Genomic DNA, 15,743 nt, shown 5'->3' with positions numbered 1-15,743 from the left:
CTCCTCAGGTGAGGTACACGTACTCGTAGTCGAAAGGTTTGCCGTTGATGCCCTGCCTCGGCGGCGCGACCCAGCTGGCGATCTTCCCGCGCTCGTACACCGGGTGCATGAGCGACCGGACGAACGTCAGGTCCTCGGCCGTCGGCAGCCACTTGTGGCGAGCCGCCTCCCACGTGGCCTCGTCGACGATGGTGCCGTCCGGAGTCACGTGGTGGCCGGAGTTTATGCCCACCTCGCGATTGAAACCAGGGTGCGGCAACGCGAACCGGAAGTCGATGCCGGCGTCGTCGAGGATCTTGTTCCACCGGTTCACCCCGGTCTGACAGTCCGCGGTGTATTCGGCGCGCAGGTCGAGATTGAGCAGGAGGATGGCCTGCATTTCCTCGGACGTCCAGGTCCCGTCGGCGCGCGGACGTTCCAGCACGCGGCTGTCCTCGGTGAGTTTGTGGTCGTCCTTGCGCCGCGTCTCCTGCCAGCGGCCCTTGAGCCCGGCGGTGTAGTAATTCGCCGCGTTGGTCGACGTTTCACTGCCGAACAGGTCGAGCGACACGGTGTAGTGGAAGTTCAGATACCGCTGGATGATGTCCAGCGGGATGCCGCCGTGCGACGCGATGTCGTAGGTGTCGTGTTCGCGGATGAGTTCCGCGCTGCGCTGCACCACCCGGTCGACGCCGGTGGTGCCCACCATCATGTGGTGCGCCTCTTCCTTGAGCATGAATTCGCAGGTGCGCGACAGCGGGTCGAACGAGCTTTCCTTCAACGTGCCGAGCTGGTATTTCCCATCGCGGTCGGTGAAGTACGTGAACATGTAGAACGCGAGCCAGTCGGCCGTCTCCTCGTTGAACGCGCCGAGAATGCGCGGCGCGTCCGGGCTGCCGGAATTGCGGAGCAAAAGACCTTCGGCCTCGTCCCGGCCTTCGCGGCCGAAGTACGCGTGCAGCAGGTACACCATCGCCCACAGGTGCCGTCCCTCTTCCACATTCACCTGGAAGAGATTGCGCAGGTCGTACAGCGAAGGCGCGGTGAGCCCGAGCAACCGCTGCTGTTCGACCGACGCCGGTTCGGTGTCGCCCTGGATCACGATCAGCCGTTGCAGGTCGGCGCGGTACTCGCCGGGCACCTGCTGCCACACCGGTTCGCCGGCGTGCTCGCCGAACGCGATCCGCCGGTCCGGTTCCCGTTCGGCGAGGAAGATGCCCCAGCGGTAGTCCGGCACGTTGACGTGGTCGAAATGCGCCCAGCCGTCGCGGCCGACGCTGACCGCGGTGCGCAGGTAGACGCCCTCGGTTTCCAGCGTGGGGCCCATCTCGCCCCACCAGTTCATGAACTTCGGCTGCCAGCCCTCCAGCGCGCGCTGCAGCCGCCGATCGTCGGCGAGGTGGACGTTGTTCGGGATTTTGGCGTCGTAGTCGATCTTTTCGGGCATCGGTTCAGACCCGCTTCCTGTCGAAGACCGCCTTCTGCCCGGTGCCGTAACGGCGCAGCGCGCCCTCGGGCCCGGAGGCGTTCGGTCGGGTGAAGATCCAGTTCTGCCAGGCGGTCAGCCGCCCGAAGATCTTGGTTTCGATCGTTTCCGGGCCGACGAACCGGTGGTTCGCCTCCATCCCGGTGAGCGCGTCCGGCGACAGCGAGGCCCGGCCTTCCAGCGCGATCCGGATCTCGTCCTCCCAGTCGAGGTCGTCCGGGGCGTCGGTGACCAGGCCGAGTTCGACGGCTTCGGCGGCGCTCAGCGGGCGGCCGCGTTCGCGGGCCAGCCACGTCAGGTGGTCGTCGTCGCCGTAGAACCGCGACTGGAGCCGAGTCAGGCCGTTGCCCATCGGGAAGACGCCGAAATTGGCTTCGGACAGGGTGATCGACGCGCGTTCCGGCGAATCTTCGTCGTCGATCGGCGGCCCGTCCAGCAGGTATTGCCGGTCCGCCGCGAAAGCCAGCTCCAGCAGACTGCCCGCGAAGCAGCTTCCCGGTTCGATCAACGCGATCAAGGTGCGGCTGGTGACGTCCAGCCGTTTCAGCGTGCGCTTGTAGTAGTGCAGGATTTCGTTGCTCAGCCAGTCTTTCCCGCTGAGCACGATCTCCTCGTGCGCGAGCACCGCCTCCGGGTCGCCCTCGGTTTTCAGCACCCAGGTGCCGAGATCCGGTTCGTTCGTGCGCAGCCGCAGGATCGCGTCGTCGAGTTCCCGCGTCAGCCGTAACAGCCAGCCGTCGAGCCGAGGTTCGCCGTCTGGACCGAGCACGGTGAGCGTGACCAGCGAGTTCGGCCGGTCATACGCGACGCGGACGTGCCGGTACTCGATCCCGTCCTCGGTCACCGACGGCTCCAGCGGCGCCAGCTCGATTCCCTGTTCAGCGGGCAACCGGTCGGATTCGGCCGCCAGTTCGTGCGCCCGCGACAGGACTTTTTCGCGGAACCCGACGCGCGGCACCAGCTCGTCCACCAGCCGCCAATCCACCGCGGTCCGGCCCTTGACGCCGTCCGGTCGCGTGGCGAACACGTCCGCGAGATCCCGGCGGACGCGCCGTTTGTCGACCACCCGGGTCAGCCCGCCGGTGCCGGGCAGCACGCCGAGCAGCGGCACCTCGGGCAACGCGACAGTCGAGGAATTATCGTCGACCAGCAGGATCTTTTCGCAGGCCAGCGCGATCTCGTAGCCTCCGCCGGCGCAGCTGCCGTTCACCGCCGCGAGGTAGGTCTGGCCGGAGAACTCGGTGGCGTCCTCGATGCCGTTGCGGGTTTCGTTGGTGAACTTGCAGAAGTTGACCTTCCACTCGTGCGACGACCCGGCGAGCATCCGGATGTTGGCCCCGGCGCAGAACACCTTGTCCTTGGCGCTCGTCACGATCACCGCGCGCACCTGCGGATACTCGAACCGCAGCCGCTGGGTGGCGTCGTAGAACTCGATGTCGACACCGAGGTCGTAGGAGTTGAGCTTCAGCTCGTAACCGGGGACGAGGCCGCCCTGTTCGTCGACGTCCATCTCCAGCCAGGCGACCTCGCCGTCGACGGTCAGCCGCCAGTGCCGGTAAGCGTCCGGGTGCCGCTCGAATGTGACAGGTGTGGTGGTGGTCACGTCCTCGATTGTCTACATGGTTTCAACTAACGTCAATGTTGTGTAGACATTTGTCCGGCGACGCTCACCCGGTTGAGCCGCATCGCCGCCCAGCAGACGAATACCCACAGCGCGACGGACGCGAGCGTGTCGGTGAAGATCGTGGCGAACCAGAACGCCGGGATGCGCGGCACGCCGACCAGGAAGTGTCCCGCGCTCGCCAGCCCGGACAGCGAGTAGACCAGCAGAAACCCCAGTGCTCGCCAGTACTTGCCGTGCAGATAAGCGCGATAGCCGAGCGCACCGAAGACGGTGAAAACGACCCAGCTCAACCCCACCACGATCTGCACAGCCAGCACGGTGAGACCGGGGACCTGCGGGTAGTCCGCTGCGCGCACGACGTTGTGGGTGTAGTGCAGGACCGTGCTGACCAGGGTGAACGCCAGAATCAGCCGCAGCGGGCCGAGTCCCTTCTCGCGCAGAACGTCCATGCCGCTCGCCCCCTTGCGATTAGATAGATCGCTCTAGCTGGAGAGTACTAGTCCTGCCCAGCTCGGACCAGCCCGCTCAACTCGCGAAGCGTGTGCAGCGTCGTTTCGATGTCCGCCGGAGGCAGGCCCGAAGCGACAGCGTCCGCCCACTCGGCCTGCTTGGAGCCGAGAATCCGTAGCGCCGCCCGGGCCTTGCTGGTCAGCTGCAACAGCGGCGCCCGGGCGTCCGCCGGGTTGTCGACCCGGGTGAGCATGCCGTCTCGCAGCAGGCGGTTCACCGTTTCCTGCACACTCTGCCGTCGCAGTCCCCGCCGCCGGGCCAGCTCCGCGGCAGTCGCCGGACCGTCTTCAAGAAAGCCGACGACCAGCCATTGCGCGGCGGTCAGGCCCGCTTCCGCGGCGAGCGCGTCCCCGGCGGCCAGCAGCGCGCCGTTGGCCACGAAGACCTCGTTGACGAGCTGGGTAAGGCTTTCCGCGCGGGGCGTCCTCGATGGCATGCGTGCTAGTGTTCCATTTCGACAGGTACCTGTCGAAACCAAGGGGGACTCTCATGGAAATGCCCGTTGTCGGACCCGCGCACGAAGCCCTCGCCGCGCTCGTCGGGGACTGGGCCGGCACTGAAGATCTCGCCGCAGCGCCGTGGGCACCCGCTTCGACCGCCACGGCCACCTGCAGTTACCGCCGCGCGCTCGACGGATTCGCCGTGCTCGAGGACTACGTGCAGACGCGCCAAGACGGCTCGCGAATGCTGGGCCATCACGTCTTCACCGTCGACCCGGCAACCGGCGACACACTGTGGTTCGGCTTCGACAGCTACGGGTTCCCACCAGCGCTTCCGGCGCGCGGTGGGTGGCGTGACGGCACTCTGCACCTGGAGAAGCAGACCGAACGCGGCGTCGCCGTCCACCGGATCACTCCGGAAGGCGATGTCCTCACCCACGAAATCGATGTCCGCCTCGGCTCCGACGAAGACTTCCGCCCCTTCCTTCGCGCTCGCTATCTCCGGAGTGCGCGAGACTGACCCCATGACCGAGCAGACCATCCAGGCTGAGGGCATCACTCTGTGCCACGAATCGTTCGGCGATCCGTCCGCGCCGCCGCTGCTGCTGGTGATGGGCCTCGCCGCGCCGATGATCTGGTGGGACGACGAGTTCTGCACCCAGCTCGCCGAGGCCGGGTTCCACGTGCACCGGTTCGACAACCGCGACGTGGGGCGTTCGCAGTGGTGGACCGGCCGGGCCAGCCTGCCGCTCGCGTACTTCCTGCGGTCCGCGCCGTATTCGCTCGGCGACCTGGCCGACGACGCGGGCAAACTGCTCGACGCGCTCGACATCGAAAGCGCGCACGTGGTCGGCACGTCGATGGGTGGGATGATCGCGCAGGAGTTCGCGATCCGGCATCCCCAGCGCGTGCGGACGCTGACCTCGATCATGTCGACCACCGGCGCGCGGAATGTCGGCCTGCCCAGCCCACGGGCCGCGCTCGCGATGCTGGCCCCGGGACCGCGGACGCGCGAGGACTACGTGACACAGCTGATACGCACGTCAAAGCTGATCGGCTCGCGCGAGTACGAGTTCGACGAGGAGCATTTCCGCCAGCGTGCGGAGCGCACGTACGACCGCGGCCTCAACCCGGCGGGCGTGTTCCGGCAGCTCGCCGCGATCCTGTCCTCCCGCGACCGGACCGCCGATCTGCGCCGGCTTTCCGTGCCGTCACTGGTGATTCACGGTACGGCCGACCCGCTGGTGCACGTCTCCGGCGGCCGCGCGACAGCCCGCGCGCTGGGCGCCGACCTCGACCTCGTGCCCGGGATGGGACACGACCTGCCGCGCGAAGTGTGGCCGCGCGTGATCGCCGGGATCAAACGGCTCGCTACCCGCTGATCGTCACCGAGCCCAGGTTCGAGAAGTGCGCGGCGACGCGAGAACCGGGGCGCAGTTCGACGGCGTCGGTCATCCCGCCGGTCAGCACGAGCCAGCCCGGTTCGAGCGCCAATCCGCGTGCGGCCAAGGAATTCGCGGCCAACGCCAACGCCTCGGCGGGGTGGCCCTGCACGGCGGCACCGGTCGCGGTGTCGACGATGTGACCGTCCACTTCGAGCAGTGCGGCTTCCAACGAGAGGTCCAAAGAGGACGGTGGGCGGCCGACCGAGCCGAGCCCGAACAGCGCCGACGAACCGTTGTCCGCGACGACGTCCGGCAGCGTGAACCGGTAGTCGCGGTACCGGCTGTCGATGATCTCGATTCCGCCGTACACCTGGGAAACCGCGGAGAGAGCGGTAGCCGCGGTGACACCCGGACCGGCGAGCCGCTCGCCGAGCACGAACACTAATTCCGGCTCCGCGCGAGGGTGGATCAGCTGCGGCACCGGCGCGCCCGCGGGCAGCACCATCGCGTCGGTCAGCCACGCGAGCAGGGGTTCTTCGACACCCATCCGCTGCTGCTTCGCCCGCGACGTGAGCCCGAGCTTCACGCCGATCAGCGTCTCGCCTCGTTCCCGGCGAAGACGCAGGGCCTCGTCCTGGATCGCGTACGCGGTGGCTAGGTCGAGGTCCGGCCAAGTGTCGGTGAGCTGCGCGCTTTCTTGCGTCCGGTTCAGCAATTCCCGCGCTGCGGAGACGATGTCGGCGGTCACTTTTCGTCCTCCTCCGGCGCGAACACCGCGGTCACACTGCCCAGGCCAGCCATGGTCGCCACGACGGTGTCGCCGGGGCGGACGGTCTGCGCGGCGGTCATCGAACCGGGCAGCACGACGTGGCCGGGCTCCAGCGTCACGCCGAGCGGGCCGACCGTGTTGGCCAGCCAGACCAAAGCGTTGATCGGCGAACCCAGCACCGCGCCGCCCGCGCCGGTGGCCGCGAGCTGACCGTTGACGTGCAGCGTGCAGCCAGCGAGCCGCAGGTCGACGTCGCGCAGGTTCGTCGGGCTGCTGCCCAGGATGACGCCGCCGGAGGACGCGTTGTCCGCGACGGTGTCGAAGATCGAGATTTTCCAGTCCCGGACCCGGGAATCGACGATTTCCAGCGACGGCAGCACGAAATCGACCGCGCGGACGGCGTCGGCGACGGTCACGCCCGGCCCGCGCAGCGGCGCACCGAGCACGAACGCGATCTCCGGTTCGATCCGCGGCTGCAGGAACCGCCTCGTCGGGATCGGCTGGTGTTCGAGCAGGAACATCGAGCTGGTGAGGTGCCCGAAGTCGGGCTGGTTCACGCCCATCTGGCGCTGCATCGCGGCGGAGGCGAGGCCGACCTTGTGGCCGCGCACCACGTCGCCCGCCGCCACCCACGCGCGGACTTGCTCCTGCTGCACGCGGTAGGCGTCTTCGATGGTCGCGTCAGGGAAGGTCTTCACGAGCGGATCGATCGGCTCGTGGCGCTCGTACGCGCTCGTCAGCAGCGCGACGGCGTCCTGCAGCTCAGCGGGTTCCACGCGCCGAACTTTGCCCGACCGCGCCGCCCGCGCCAACCCGCCCGTTCCATTCAGCGGCACGAACCACTTCTCTTGTCATACAACTTCTTGCGCGCGAGAGTTTGTCGGCGTACTGTTCTTCGTGTTGGCTCCCAGAGAGGACGTGACCCGGAATGGCACCCACCGAGACCGAAGTCGCCCAGCTCGCGCAGGTCCGCGACCGGTTGCGGGAGCAGCACCTGCGCCCCGCGGCGGAACGCCCGGCCACCGTCGGCCGCGGCATCCACCACACCGCGCTGCTGTCCAGCGACGTCGAGCGGACCATCACCTTCTACCAGGACATCCTCGGCTTCCCGCTCACCGAACTGATCGAAAACCGCGACTACCCGGGGTCGAGCCACTTCTTCTTCGACGTCGGCAACGGCAACGCGGTCGCGTTCTTCGACCTGCCCGGCCTCGACCTCGGCCCATACGCGGAGGTGCTCGGCGGGCTGCACCACCTGGCCCTCTCCCTCACACCGGAAGCCTGGGCGGGCGCGCGTTCCCGGCTCGACGCCGCCGGCGTGAAGTACCAGGAAGAGAGCGGTACGTCGATCTACTTCACCGACCCGGACGGCGCGCGGATCGAACTGATCGCGGACGACCTCGGCGAGATGTACGGGTCGAAGATCGGCTGAACCTCTGGACTCGGTGCGCTGCCGGGTTCAGAGTGTGGGCCCATGGGCGACTGGGCGGCTTCGCGGCAGAAAGCACGGCTCGACCGGCGGGAAACGATCGACTCGCTGCTCGCGCAGGTCCGCTACGAAGTACGGCTGCACCTGGCGGAACCGACCGCGATAAGCCGGTACGACGACCTCGCCGAGGTTTTCGCCCTCGGCCACGGCGAGTGCGCTGCGCTGCTGGCCCACCAGCGCTTGCTGCCCTGGTGGGAACGACGGCTGCTCACTCGATTCGCACGTCGACTGCATGGCCGCGCGATCGTGGGCAGCGTGTCTGACGTGCCCGCGGGTGCGCCTGTCGCTGGCGCTTTTCGCGTGGAGATCGCTCGCCTCCTCCCCGACGCGGGCGATACCGGTGCGCGGTACGACCTGCAGGGACGGGGTTTGCTGACTGTCTTCCGCCTCGCGCTCGGTGCCCGCGGCGAAGCTTGGCCGGATCGGCACGAGGTCGCGTCCACCGTCGCGCGCAACATCTTGGCCTGCAGTTCCGCCTTCCTGCGCCGGTCGCCGTGGCACGTGTTGTGGCCGGTGTACCGCGTCCGCGGATTGCGGTTGTGGCGGCTGTGACGTCGAGGAATCAGTGGCGGCAGCGGAATGTTGTGGAGAGTATGAAGCCTGAAGAGATCCTCGCTGGTGCGCGCACGATCGCGGTCGTCGGGCTGAGCCGTGACCCGGGCAAGGCCGCGCACGGGGTACCGGCTTCGCTGCAGGCGCACGGTTTCCGGATCATCCCGGTGCATCCGACGGCGACGGAGCTGCTCGGGGAGAAGGTGTACCGGACGTTGGAAGACATTCCGGAGCCGGTGGATCTGGTGGACGTCTTCCGTCCCGCTGAGGAAGCGCCGGACATCGCACGCTCCGCGGCGGCGATCGGGGCTAAGACGTTGTGGCTGCAGCAGGGAATCGTGTCGGCGGAGGCTCGGAGGATCGCTTCCGAGGCGGGGATGGAGTATGTCGAGGACCGGTGCACTGCCGTGGTGCGGGCGGTGGCGGGGATTTCACTGGCTTAGCCGGTGGAACGCCTGGGAACGTCCGGGTTTCGCGATGAAATCCGCGATTATCTCGGCGCATTCTCGGGGACTGTGCACCGACGTATCGCATTCGAGGTCGTAATCGCCGTGTGCGTGCACGATTGGGTATTGCCGCTCCGCTAATCCGGCAGGACGGTCGCCTCGCGCCTGCTCACGTCGCCGCAGCTCCGGCAGTGGGCAATGGACGCCGACGAAGGTGACTTCCTGGTGTCGCAACACTTCCAGGCATTCGGCGAGCCAATGCGGGCGCAGCACGTGGTCGGCGATCACGCCGTTGCCCGCCTCCGCGAGCCCGGCCAGCATTCGGTGATAGCCGCGCACAGTCCGTTCGAAAACCTCATCGAACTCGGGCGTGCCGAATTCTGGAGTCCGCGTCCGAGAGCGCATGCTGTTGACCGCGTCCCGCGACAGAGAGAAATAAGGACCCGGCAGCAGATCCAGCAGTTCCGCCGCGATACTCGACTTGCCGGAACTGGACGTGCCATTAAGAAAAACGACGTGCCCGCTCATCCGACGAGCCGATACCCCACCCCGCGCACCGTCTCGATCGTCCGCGTCCCGAACGGCGCGTCGATCTTCCGCCGCAAATACCCCACATAAACCTCGACCACGTTCTCGTCCCCCTCGTAATGCGCGTCCCACACGTGGCCGAGGATCTCGTTCTTGGTCAACGCCGCGCCCTGCCGGCGCAGCAGAAACTCCAGCAACCCGAACTCGCGCGCGGTCAGCTCGATCCGCGTCTCTCCTCTGTGGACAGTGCGCGCGGCCGGGTCGAGCCGCAGATCTCCCGCGGTCAGCACCGCCGGCCGCGCCGGTGCGCCCCGGCGCAGGAGTGCTCGCAGCCGAGCCAGCAAAACGACGAACGAGAACGGTTTCGACAGGTAATCATCCGCGCCGAGATCGAACGCGTCCGCCTCGTCGTACTCGCCGTCCTTCGCCGTGAGCATCAGCACCGGCGTCCAGTTCTCCGCCGCCCGCAAGCGTTTCAGCACCTCATAGCCGGAAAGCTCGGGAAGCATGATGTCGAGCACCACGGCGTCGTAATCGTGCTCCATCGCCGACCAGAGCCCGTCCCGGCCGGTGTGCGCCACGTTCACCGTGAACCCCTCGGCGACCAGGCCGCGGCGAAGGGTTTCGGCGAACTCCAGCTCGTCCTCCACGATCAGCAACCGCATGCTCAGTCCTCCTCGATCCGGGGCAGGTCAATGCGCGGCAGTTCGATGACGAAATGCGCGCCCGGGTAGGTCGGATCGGCCACGTCGACGTACCGGGCGCGGCCGCCGTGCCGGGCCGCGATACCGGCCACGATCGACAGGCCCAGTCCGGTGCCGCCGCGCCGGCGTGACGCGTCCAGCCGCACAAACCGTTCGAACACTCGCTCCCGGTCCTCCTCGGCGACGCCCGGGCCGTCGTCGCTCACCTCCACCACGACCATCTCATCTCGCACCGAACTCGCAATCCGGATGCGCTCGCGCGCGTGCCCACACGCGTTGTCGACGAGGTTGCGTACGGCGCGTCGCAGCTGCGCCTCACTGCCACGCACCTTCGCCGGTCTCGCGCGCACTTCGATCTCTACAGCCGCTTCGCCGCGTACGCGTTCAGCTTCGGCGCGGACGATGTCGTCTAGATCGACTTCGGTGCGCGCGGGCCGGTCCGTGGCGTCGTCAGTGCGCGCGAGCATCAGAAGGTCGTCGACCAGCTCTCGCAGGCGCGCAGTTTCGCGGGTGATGACCGGCACCAGTTCGTCCGTGGTCTCCGGGTGCTGGTTCGACACGTCGAGCGCGGTGCTGATGGTTGACAGCGGTGAGCGCAGCTCATGGCTCGCGTCGGCGACGAAGCGGCGTTGCGCGGCCTGCGCGGACCCTAGCCGTTCGAGCATCTCGTTCAGCGTGACAGCGAGCCGGTGCACCTCGTCGCCGCCAGGCGGCAGCGGTACGCGCAACGCGAGGTCGCGCGTCGAAATCTCGGCGACAGTGCGCCGCATCCGCTCTACCGGGCGCAGCGCGGATCCGACCGAGCGGTACACCGCGAAGCCAGCGATACCCAGCAGTGGCAGCGAGATCAACCCGAGCAGCAGCGTAAGCCGCGCAGACGCTTCGGTGACCGGCTCGAGCGACCGTGCGGAGATGACGGTGAACGGTCCACCCGGCCCGTTGACGCCCTCCGAGACCAAACGATATTCACTACCGTCCCCGTCTAGGCCGAGCGGCAGCGTTTCGACGGTCTCCTGCCCCGGAGCCGGGCGCGCGGCGGTGATAGCCGGACGGCCGACAATTGCCGGGTCGCTCGCGATCGGCGTGCTTCGCGGCCCGAGTACCTGCGTCACGGCTTCGGTGTCACCAGTGCTCGCGACGTCGCTCGGCGACAGGTCTCGCGCGCCTGCGCGCACGAGTTGGACGGCAACCTGCCGCGCGGTGCTGCGCGCGCTCTCGGTGACGCTTCGGTCGAGCGACTGCTGCAGCAACAGCACCACGACGACGCACGCGGTCGCGATGGCTAGCGCGAGCGCGAGCACGGCAACCCCGGTTGTCCGCATCCGGACGCCTGCGGCAGCGAGAAGTCTCACGCACGCAGCGTAACGAGCTGCGATTGACGTCATCGGGTGCGGCGGGCAGCCAGCCGCTCCGCGCGCAGCGTCTCCACCTCAGCCAGGTCCAACGGCTTCAACGCGTGGCCCAGCACCCACGACAGCAGCAGGTCGGCCAGGTCGGGATTGCGTGCCAGCGCGGGGCCGTGGAGGTAAGTGCCGAGGACGTGGCCGTTGACCGCGCCCTCGCTGCCGTCGCCGTTGCCAGTGCCCCGGACGACGCGCCCCAGAGGCGCGCTGCCCGGACCGAGCACACTCGAGCCCTGATGGTTTTCGAAGCCGGTCAACGGGGTATCGAGCAGATTCGGCTCGACGATCAGCTCCGCCACCGCGCGCTGCTGCGCCGGCTCCGTGACGAGGTCAAGCAGCCCCAGCCCGGCGTGGTCGACGCCGTCGACGCCGCGGAACCGCGTGCCGAGGATCTGCAGGCCCGCGCACACGCCGAACACCGGGCGTCCGGCGTCCGCGGCGGTCCGCAGCCCCGGCGCGTCGCGCAGGAAGTCCGCGGCCAGCACCTGCGCCATGTCCTCCCCGCCGCCGAGCAGGTAGAGGTCCAAAGTGGACGGTACTGCCGAGTCCAGCGAGATCGGCACTACTTCGGCGTCGTAACCACGCCATTGCAAGCGTTTGCAGAGCACCTGCGCGTTGCCGGAATCGCCGTACGTGCCCAGCACCTCCGGCAGCAACAAGCCGATGCCGACGGTCGAATCAGACATCGGGCAACCGGTCCACCAGATCGCGGAAGGCGGTGTAGTTCGCGACGAGTTCGACCCCGCCCGGCGGCAGCGTGTCGATCGCGCTGACCGGGTCCGGGGCCGACCAATGCGGCACCTCGGCGTAGCAAAGCCGCACCGCGAGATCGGCGTACCGCTCGCCGGCGACGACGACCTGGCGGCCGCGCAGCCGTTCGAAATGCACGTCCCAGAGCCACGACAGGTCGCGGCCGTCCGCCTCGTGCGCGTTGACCGCGACGACGACCGGGGTGTCCTCGTCGAGCACGCGCAGCGTTTCGGCCCAGCCGGCCGGGTTCTTGGCCAGCATGAGCCGCACCGAATGCCGGGTGCGGCGAATCGTGCGGTAGCGCCCGCCGATGTCGGTGATCGTGCGGAGCCGGGCCGCGGCGGTGTGCGGCGGCACGCCGACGCAGTGCGCGGCGGCGAGCGCGAGTGCGGCGTTGGCCCGATTGGCCTCGCCGGGCAGCCGCAGGTCGAGGTCCACCTGCCGGCCGCCGGGCGTGTGCACCAGGTCGCCGTCGAGGTTCCAGGTCGGCTCCGGCCGGGCGAAGGCGCACACCGCGCAACGCCATTCGCGGTCGTTGTGGGTGATCGCGCCGCCGCAGCGCGGGCAGGAGACGGAATCGCCCGACCAGCGTCGTCCGGTGCCCACCCACACCGGTCGCGCCGCCGCCGAAGCCGCCGACGCGACCAGGACGTCGTCGCAGTTCGCGACCACGACGGTGCGCGGCAGCTCGGCGAACGCGGCACGGAGGTCGCGCTCCATCATCCGGACCTCGCCGACGCGATCGAGCTGGTCCCGGCTGAGATTCAGCAGCACGAGCGCAGCGGGCTGCACCTGCTCGGCCACCCACGGAACATAGGTTTCGTCCACCTCCAGCACCGCGTACGGCGCGTCCGGGCGGGCGGCGAGCGCGGCCACCAAACCGTCGGGCATGTTCGCGCCGTCGCCGTTGTGCGCGACTTCGGCGAGCGCTTCGAGCGCCCGGGTCAGCATGAGCGACGTGGTGGTCTTGCCGTTGGTGCCGGTGACGATCACGACCGTGCGATCGTGGCCGAGCCTGCGCAGCGCCTTGGGGTCGAGGCGCAGCGTGACGCGGCCGCCGATCACCCCGCCGCGGCCCAGCCGGGCGGTACGGGAAAACCACGCGGTCAGCCGCCCGGCGGCGACCGACGCCCGGGTGCGCAGACGTGTGGACATCACCCAAACCGTGCGGCACGGGCGCTGTGATTTTCCTGAGAGGGTGACTCCAGTCTCCGTTACCGTTTGTAAGCACTCTTACCGATCGGAGGTTGAACCATTCGGCGCAACCTTGACCTCGCCGAATAAGCCAGATCGGTCAAGATCTTCCGTCCATACATCGGAGGTGTTAGCGTCCAACCCCGCTTGATGGCACCACGCACCGGTGACCGGGAACGCAGAGCGACAAGCGGAGGGCGAACGTGGACGCAGCAGCACGCGGGCTGGACCAAAGCGGCACCCTGGAGCGCGGACTGGCGGTGCTCGAACACGTCGGGCAGCACCAGGAGATCTCCACGAACGCGCTCGCCCGGCAACTGGGTTTGTCGCGCAGCGCGGCGTACCGGATCGTCGGCACCTTGAAGCGGCTGGAATACCTGGAGGCGGACACCGTCACCGGACGCGTGCGGCTCGGCACCCGCCTGGTCGAACTGGGCGCCCGCGCGATGGCGGCGACCGACCTGCACCGTTGCGCGCCGCGGTACCTCACCGCGCTGGCCGAACGATCCGGCGAGACGACGTACCTCGCGGTGCCGGACAACGACGCGATGGTCTACGTCGCGACCGAACGCAGCGCCAGCGCGGTCACGCTTTCCTGCCGCCTCGGCACTCGGCGACCGCAGCACGCGACGTCGCTGGGCAAAGCCTGGCTGGCCGCGTTGCCCGAGGCCGACCGGGTGGAACGCGTGCGCCGGATGAAGCTGGACAGCCTCACCCTCAAGACCATCAACGACCCGGTCCGGTTGCTGGACGAGCTGGCGCGCACGCGGCGGCGCGGCTGGGCCGTGGACGACCTGGAGAACGAGCCGGACGTCGGCTGTGTCGCGGCGGCCGTGCGGGACCACTCCGGCCGTCCGATCGCGGCGATCAGCGTCGCCGGGCCAGCGCCGCGGGTGATGCGCCGGGCCGACGAGCTGGGCGCGACAGTCGCCGGGACGGCGGCCGCGTTGTCGATGCGGCTGGGGTACGTCCGAAACCGCTGAGGCATTCACCGGATCGGGTCGATCGACCGGATTCATGGGCCGTGACCAGCGGAAACAGGTTGTCCACAAGCATGTCGACTTGTGGACAACCCTGGGGATGGCAGTGGGCGGACGCGGGAATTGTCGGACCGGTGGCGGACCGTTGCCGGCATGACGAACACTTCCGCACCGCAGGGTGCCCAGCTATCTCGTTCCCGCTTCCAGCTTGCTGCACGACTCGGCCCGCTCCAGAAGCAGCGCGCGCTCCCGCTCGTTGCCGGTCATCTTCGCCGCGCGCTCGAATTCGGCGCGCGCCTCGTCCCGGCGGCCCAGCTTGTACAGAAAGTCGCCGCGCACGCTCGGCAGCAGGTGGTAGTTCTTCAACGCGGGCTCAGCCAGCAACGTGTCCACCAGCTCCAGCCCGGCTTCCGGCCCCTCGGCCATCGAGATCGCGACGGCCCGGTTCAGCTCGATCACCGGAGACGGCGTGAGCTGCGCCAGCCCCGTGTACAGCGCCGCGATCCGGGCCCAGTCGGTGTCTTCCGGCCGCACCGCCACGGCGTGGCAGGCGGCGATCGCGGCCTGCGCGGAATACGGCCCGTACGTGCCGTCCGCCAGCCGTTCGGACCGGGCCAGCGCGGTGAGGCCGCGCTGGATCAGCAGGCGGTCCCAGCGGCTGCGGTCCTGGTCCATCAGCAGCACCGGTTCACCGTTCGGGCCGGTTCGCGCCGCCGAGCGCGACGCTTGGATTTCCATCAGCGCCACCAGGCCGTGCACTTCCGGTTCGGCGGGCATCAGACCGGCCAGCACCCGGCCGAGCCGCAGCGCGTCCTCGCACAGAGCCGGCCGCATCCAGTCGTCGCCGCGGGTGGCGGAGTAGCCCTCGTTGAAGACCAGGTAGATCACTTCGAGCACGGCGGGCACCCGCGCCACGCGCTCGTCGCCGACCGGCGTTTCGAAGGGCACCTTGGCCTCGGCGAGCGTCTTCTTCGCCCGCACGATGCGTTGCGCGACGGTGGATTCCTTCACCAGGAACGCGCGAGCGATCTCATCGGTGCTGAGCCCGCCGAGCATGCGGAGCGTGAGAGCGACCCGCGCCTGGGTGGACAGCACCGGGTGGCACGCGGTGAACACGAGCCGCAGCAGGTCGTCCTCGATCTGCTCGTCGTCGAGCACCGCGTCGAAATCGGGCAGCACGCCCTCGCCGAGCTGTTCGGCTTCCCGGCCGATCTCGTCCAGCTTGCGGCCGAGGGTTTCGTTGCGCCGGAACAGGTCGATGGCCCGCCGCTTCGCGATCGTCGTCAGCCAGGCGCCCGGGTTGCGCGGCACCCCCGTCTCCGGCCACTGTTCGAGCGCGGCGACGAGCGCGTCCTGCGCCAGTTCCTCCGCGAGGCCCACGTCGCGGGTCACCCGCGCGAGACCGGCGATCACCCGCGCCGATTCGATCCGCCAGACGGCCTCTACCGCATTTCGCGTGTCCACCGGCCCATCAGACCGGCCCGGCCCGCCCGAGGCAACCCTC

Annotated in this window: 18 protein-coding genes; 6 read left to right on the top strand and 12 right to left on the bottom strand. The window is 68.8% G+C overall.

The annotated features are described in order from the left end of the window. Positions 1–4: 4 nt before the first annotated feature. From boxB to ACZ63D_RS32075, 4 genes are read right to left on the bottom strand one after another with little or no spacing between them, the layout of a single operon-like run. A complete protein-coding gene (boxB, locus tag ACZ63D_RS32090; protein ID WP_465358096.1) occupies positions 5–1,426 on the bottom strand; it encodes a benzoyl-CoA 2,3-epoxidase subunit BoxB in 1,422 nt (473 codons plus the stop codon). A 4-nt stretch (positions 1,427–1,430) separates the two neighbouring features. Beyond that, positions 1,431–3,068: a 2,3-epoxybenzoyl-CoA dihydrolase gene (gene boxC / locus ACZ63D_RS32085; protein WP_465358095.1), complete on the bottom strand. Its 1,638-nt coding sequence runs from the start codon at positions 3,066–3,068 to the stop codon at positions 1,431–1,433. A gap of 32 nt (positions 3,069–3,100) precedes the next feature. After that, complete coding sequence (locus ACZ63D_RS32080) at positions 3,101–3,538, bottom strand: hypothetical protein (protein WP_465358094.1); 438 nt, start codon at positions 3,536–3,538, stop codon at positions 3,101–3,103. Positions 3,539–3,585: 47 nt separating this feature from the next. Then, a complete protein-coding gene (locus ACZ63D_RS32075) occupies positions 3,586–4,035 on the bottom strand; it encodes a MarR family winged helix-turn-helix transcriptional regulator (protein ID WP_465358093.1) in 450 nt (149 codons plus the stop codon). A gap of 59 nt (positions 4,036–4,094) precedes the next feature. Here ACZ63D_RS32075 and ACZ63D_RS32070 point away from each other — a divergent pair, with 59 nt between their 5' ends. Continuing rightward, complete coding sequence (locus ACZ63D_RS32070; protein ID WP_465358092.1) at positions 4,095–4,559, top strand: DUF1579 family protein; 465 nt, start codon at positions 4,095–4,097, stop codon at positions 4,557–4,559. A gap of 4 nt (positions 4,560–4,563) precedes the next feature. Then, a complete protein-coding gene (locus ACZ63D_RS32065) occupies positions 4,564–5,421 on the top strand; it encodes an alpha/beta fold hydrolase (protein WP_465358091.1) in 858 nt (285 codons plus the stop codon). Here the strand turns inward: ACZ63D_RS32065 and ACZ63D_RS32060 are convergent. Together ACZ63D_RS32060 and ACZ63D_RS32055 are read right to left on the bottom strand one after the other, a co-directional pair. Beyond that, positions 5,411–6,172 (bottom strand): 2-keto-4-pentenoate hydratase, encoded by a 762-nt coding sequence (locus ACZ63D_RS32060; protein ID WP_465358090.1) that lies wholly within the window; start codon positions 6,170–6,172, stop codon positions 5,411–5,413. The two genes, ACZ63D_RS32065 and ACZ63D_RS32060, sit on opposite strands and share 11 nt — an antisense overlap. Continuing rightward, complete coding sequence (locus tag ACZ63D_RS32055) at positions 6,169–6,969, bottom strand: 2-keto-4-pentenoate hydratase (protein WP_465358089.1); 801 nt, start codon at positions 6,967–6,969, stop codon at positions 6,169–6,171. The genes ACZ63D_RS32060 and ACZ63D_RS32055 overlap by 4 nt, the downstream gene beginning before the upstream one ends. Before the next feature lie 152 nt (positions 6,970–7,121). Here ACZ63D_RS32055 and ACZ63D_RS32050 point away from each other — a divergent pair, with 152 nt between their 5' ends. From ACZ63D_RS32050 to ACZ63D_RS32040, 3 genes are read left to right on the top strand one after another with little or no spacing between them, the layout of a single operon-like run. After that, a complete protein-coding gene (locus ACZ63D_RS32050; protein ID WP_465358088.1) occupies positions 7,122–7,625 on the top strand; it encodes a VOC family protein in 504 nt (167 codons plus the stop codon). 42 nt (positions 7,626–7,667) lie between these two features. Further along, a complete protein-coding gene (locus ACZ63D_RS32045; RefSeq protein WP_465358087.1) occupies positions 7,668–8,234 on the top strand; it encodes a hypothetical protein in 567 nt (188 codons plus the stop codon). Positions 8,235–8,275: 41 nt separating this feature from the next. Beyond that, on the top strand, positions 8,276–8,677 hold the full coding sequence (locus tag ACZ63D_RS32040) for a CoA-binding protein (RefSeq protein WP_465358086.1): 402 nt from the start codon (positions 8,276–8,278) through the stop codon (positions 8,675–8,677). Here ACZ63D_RS32040 and ACZ63D_RS32035 read toward each other — a convergent pair. The 5 genes from ACZ63D_RS32035 to ACZ63D_RS32015 all read right to left on the bottom strand — a co-directional run bounded on the left by ACZ63D_RS32035 (position 8,666) and on the right by ACZ63D_RS32015 (position 13,220). Continuing rightward, positions 8,666–9,208, bottom strand: a complete 543-nt coding sequence (locus ACZ63D_RS32035) for a chloramphenicol phosphotransferase CPT family protein (RefSeq protein WP_465358085.1) — start codon at positions 9,206–9,208, stop codon at positions 8,666–8,668. The two genes, ACZ63D_RS32040 and ACZ63D_RS32035, sit on opposite strands and share 12 nt — an antisense overlap. After that, entirely contained in the window at positions 9,205–9,873 is a 669-nt protein-coding gene (locus ACZ63D_RS32030; protein ID WP_037354559.1) for a response regulator transcription factor, read from the bottom strand. The genes ACZ63D_RS32035 and ACZ63D_RS32030 overlap by 4 nt, the downstream gene beginning before the upstream one ends. A gap of 2 nt (positions 9,874–9,875) precedes the next feature. Further along, positions 9,876–11,213 (bottom strand): HAMP domain-containing sensor histidine kinase, encoded by a 1,338-nt coding sequence (locus tag ACZ63D_RS32025; RefSeq protein ID WP_465358084.1) that lies wholly within the window; start codon positions 11,211–11,213, stop codon positions 9,876–9,878. A gap of 80 nt (positions 11,214–11,293) precedes the next feature. Continuing rightward, positions 11,294–12,001: a type 1 glutamine amidotransferase gene (locus ACZ63D_RS32020; RefSeq protein WP_465358083.1), complete on the bottom strand. Its 708-nt coding sequence runs from the start codon at positions 11,999–12,001 to the stop codon at positions 11,294–11,296. Then, on the bottom strand, positions 11,994–13,220 hold the full coding sequence (locus tag ACZ63D_RS32015; protein WP_465358082.1) for a MurT ligase domain-containing protein: 1,227 nt from the start codon (positions 13,218–13,220) through the stop codon (positions 11,994–11,996). The genes ACZ63D_RS32020 and ACZ63D_RS32015 overlap by 8 nt, the downstream gene beginning before the upstream one ends. Before the next feature lie 242 nt (positions 13,221–13,462). On the opposite strand from ACZ63D_RS32015, the gene ACZ63D_RS32010 reads away from it, so the two are divergent. Next, the gene (locus tag ACZ63D_RS32010; RefSeq protein ID WP_081684630.1) at positions 13,463–14,242 is read left to right on the top strand and encodes an IclR family transcriptional regulator; all 780 of its coding nucleotides are present in this window, start codon (positions 13,463–13,465) and stop codon (positions 14,240–14,242) included. A gap of 183 nt (positions 14,243–14,425) precedes the next feature. Here the strand turns inward: ACZ63D_RS32010 and ACZ63D_RS32005 are convergent, their stop codons facing one another. Continuing rightward, a complete protein-coding gene (locus ACZ63D_RS32005) occupies positions 14,426–15,703 on the bottom strand; it encodes an RNA polymerase sigma factor (RefSeq protein WP_465358081.1) in 1,278 nt (425 codons plus the stop codon). Positions 15,704–15,743 lie beyond the last annotated feature (40 nt).

The sequence above is a fragment of the Amycolatopsis sp. NPDC104775 genome (genome assembly GCF_055583325.1).
Note: the sequence above shows the minus strand (reverse complement) of the source record. Positions and strands in the feature narration are given on the sequence as shown.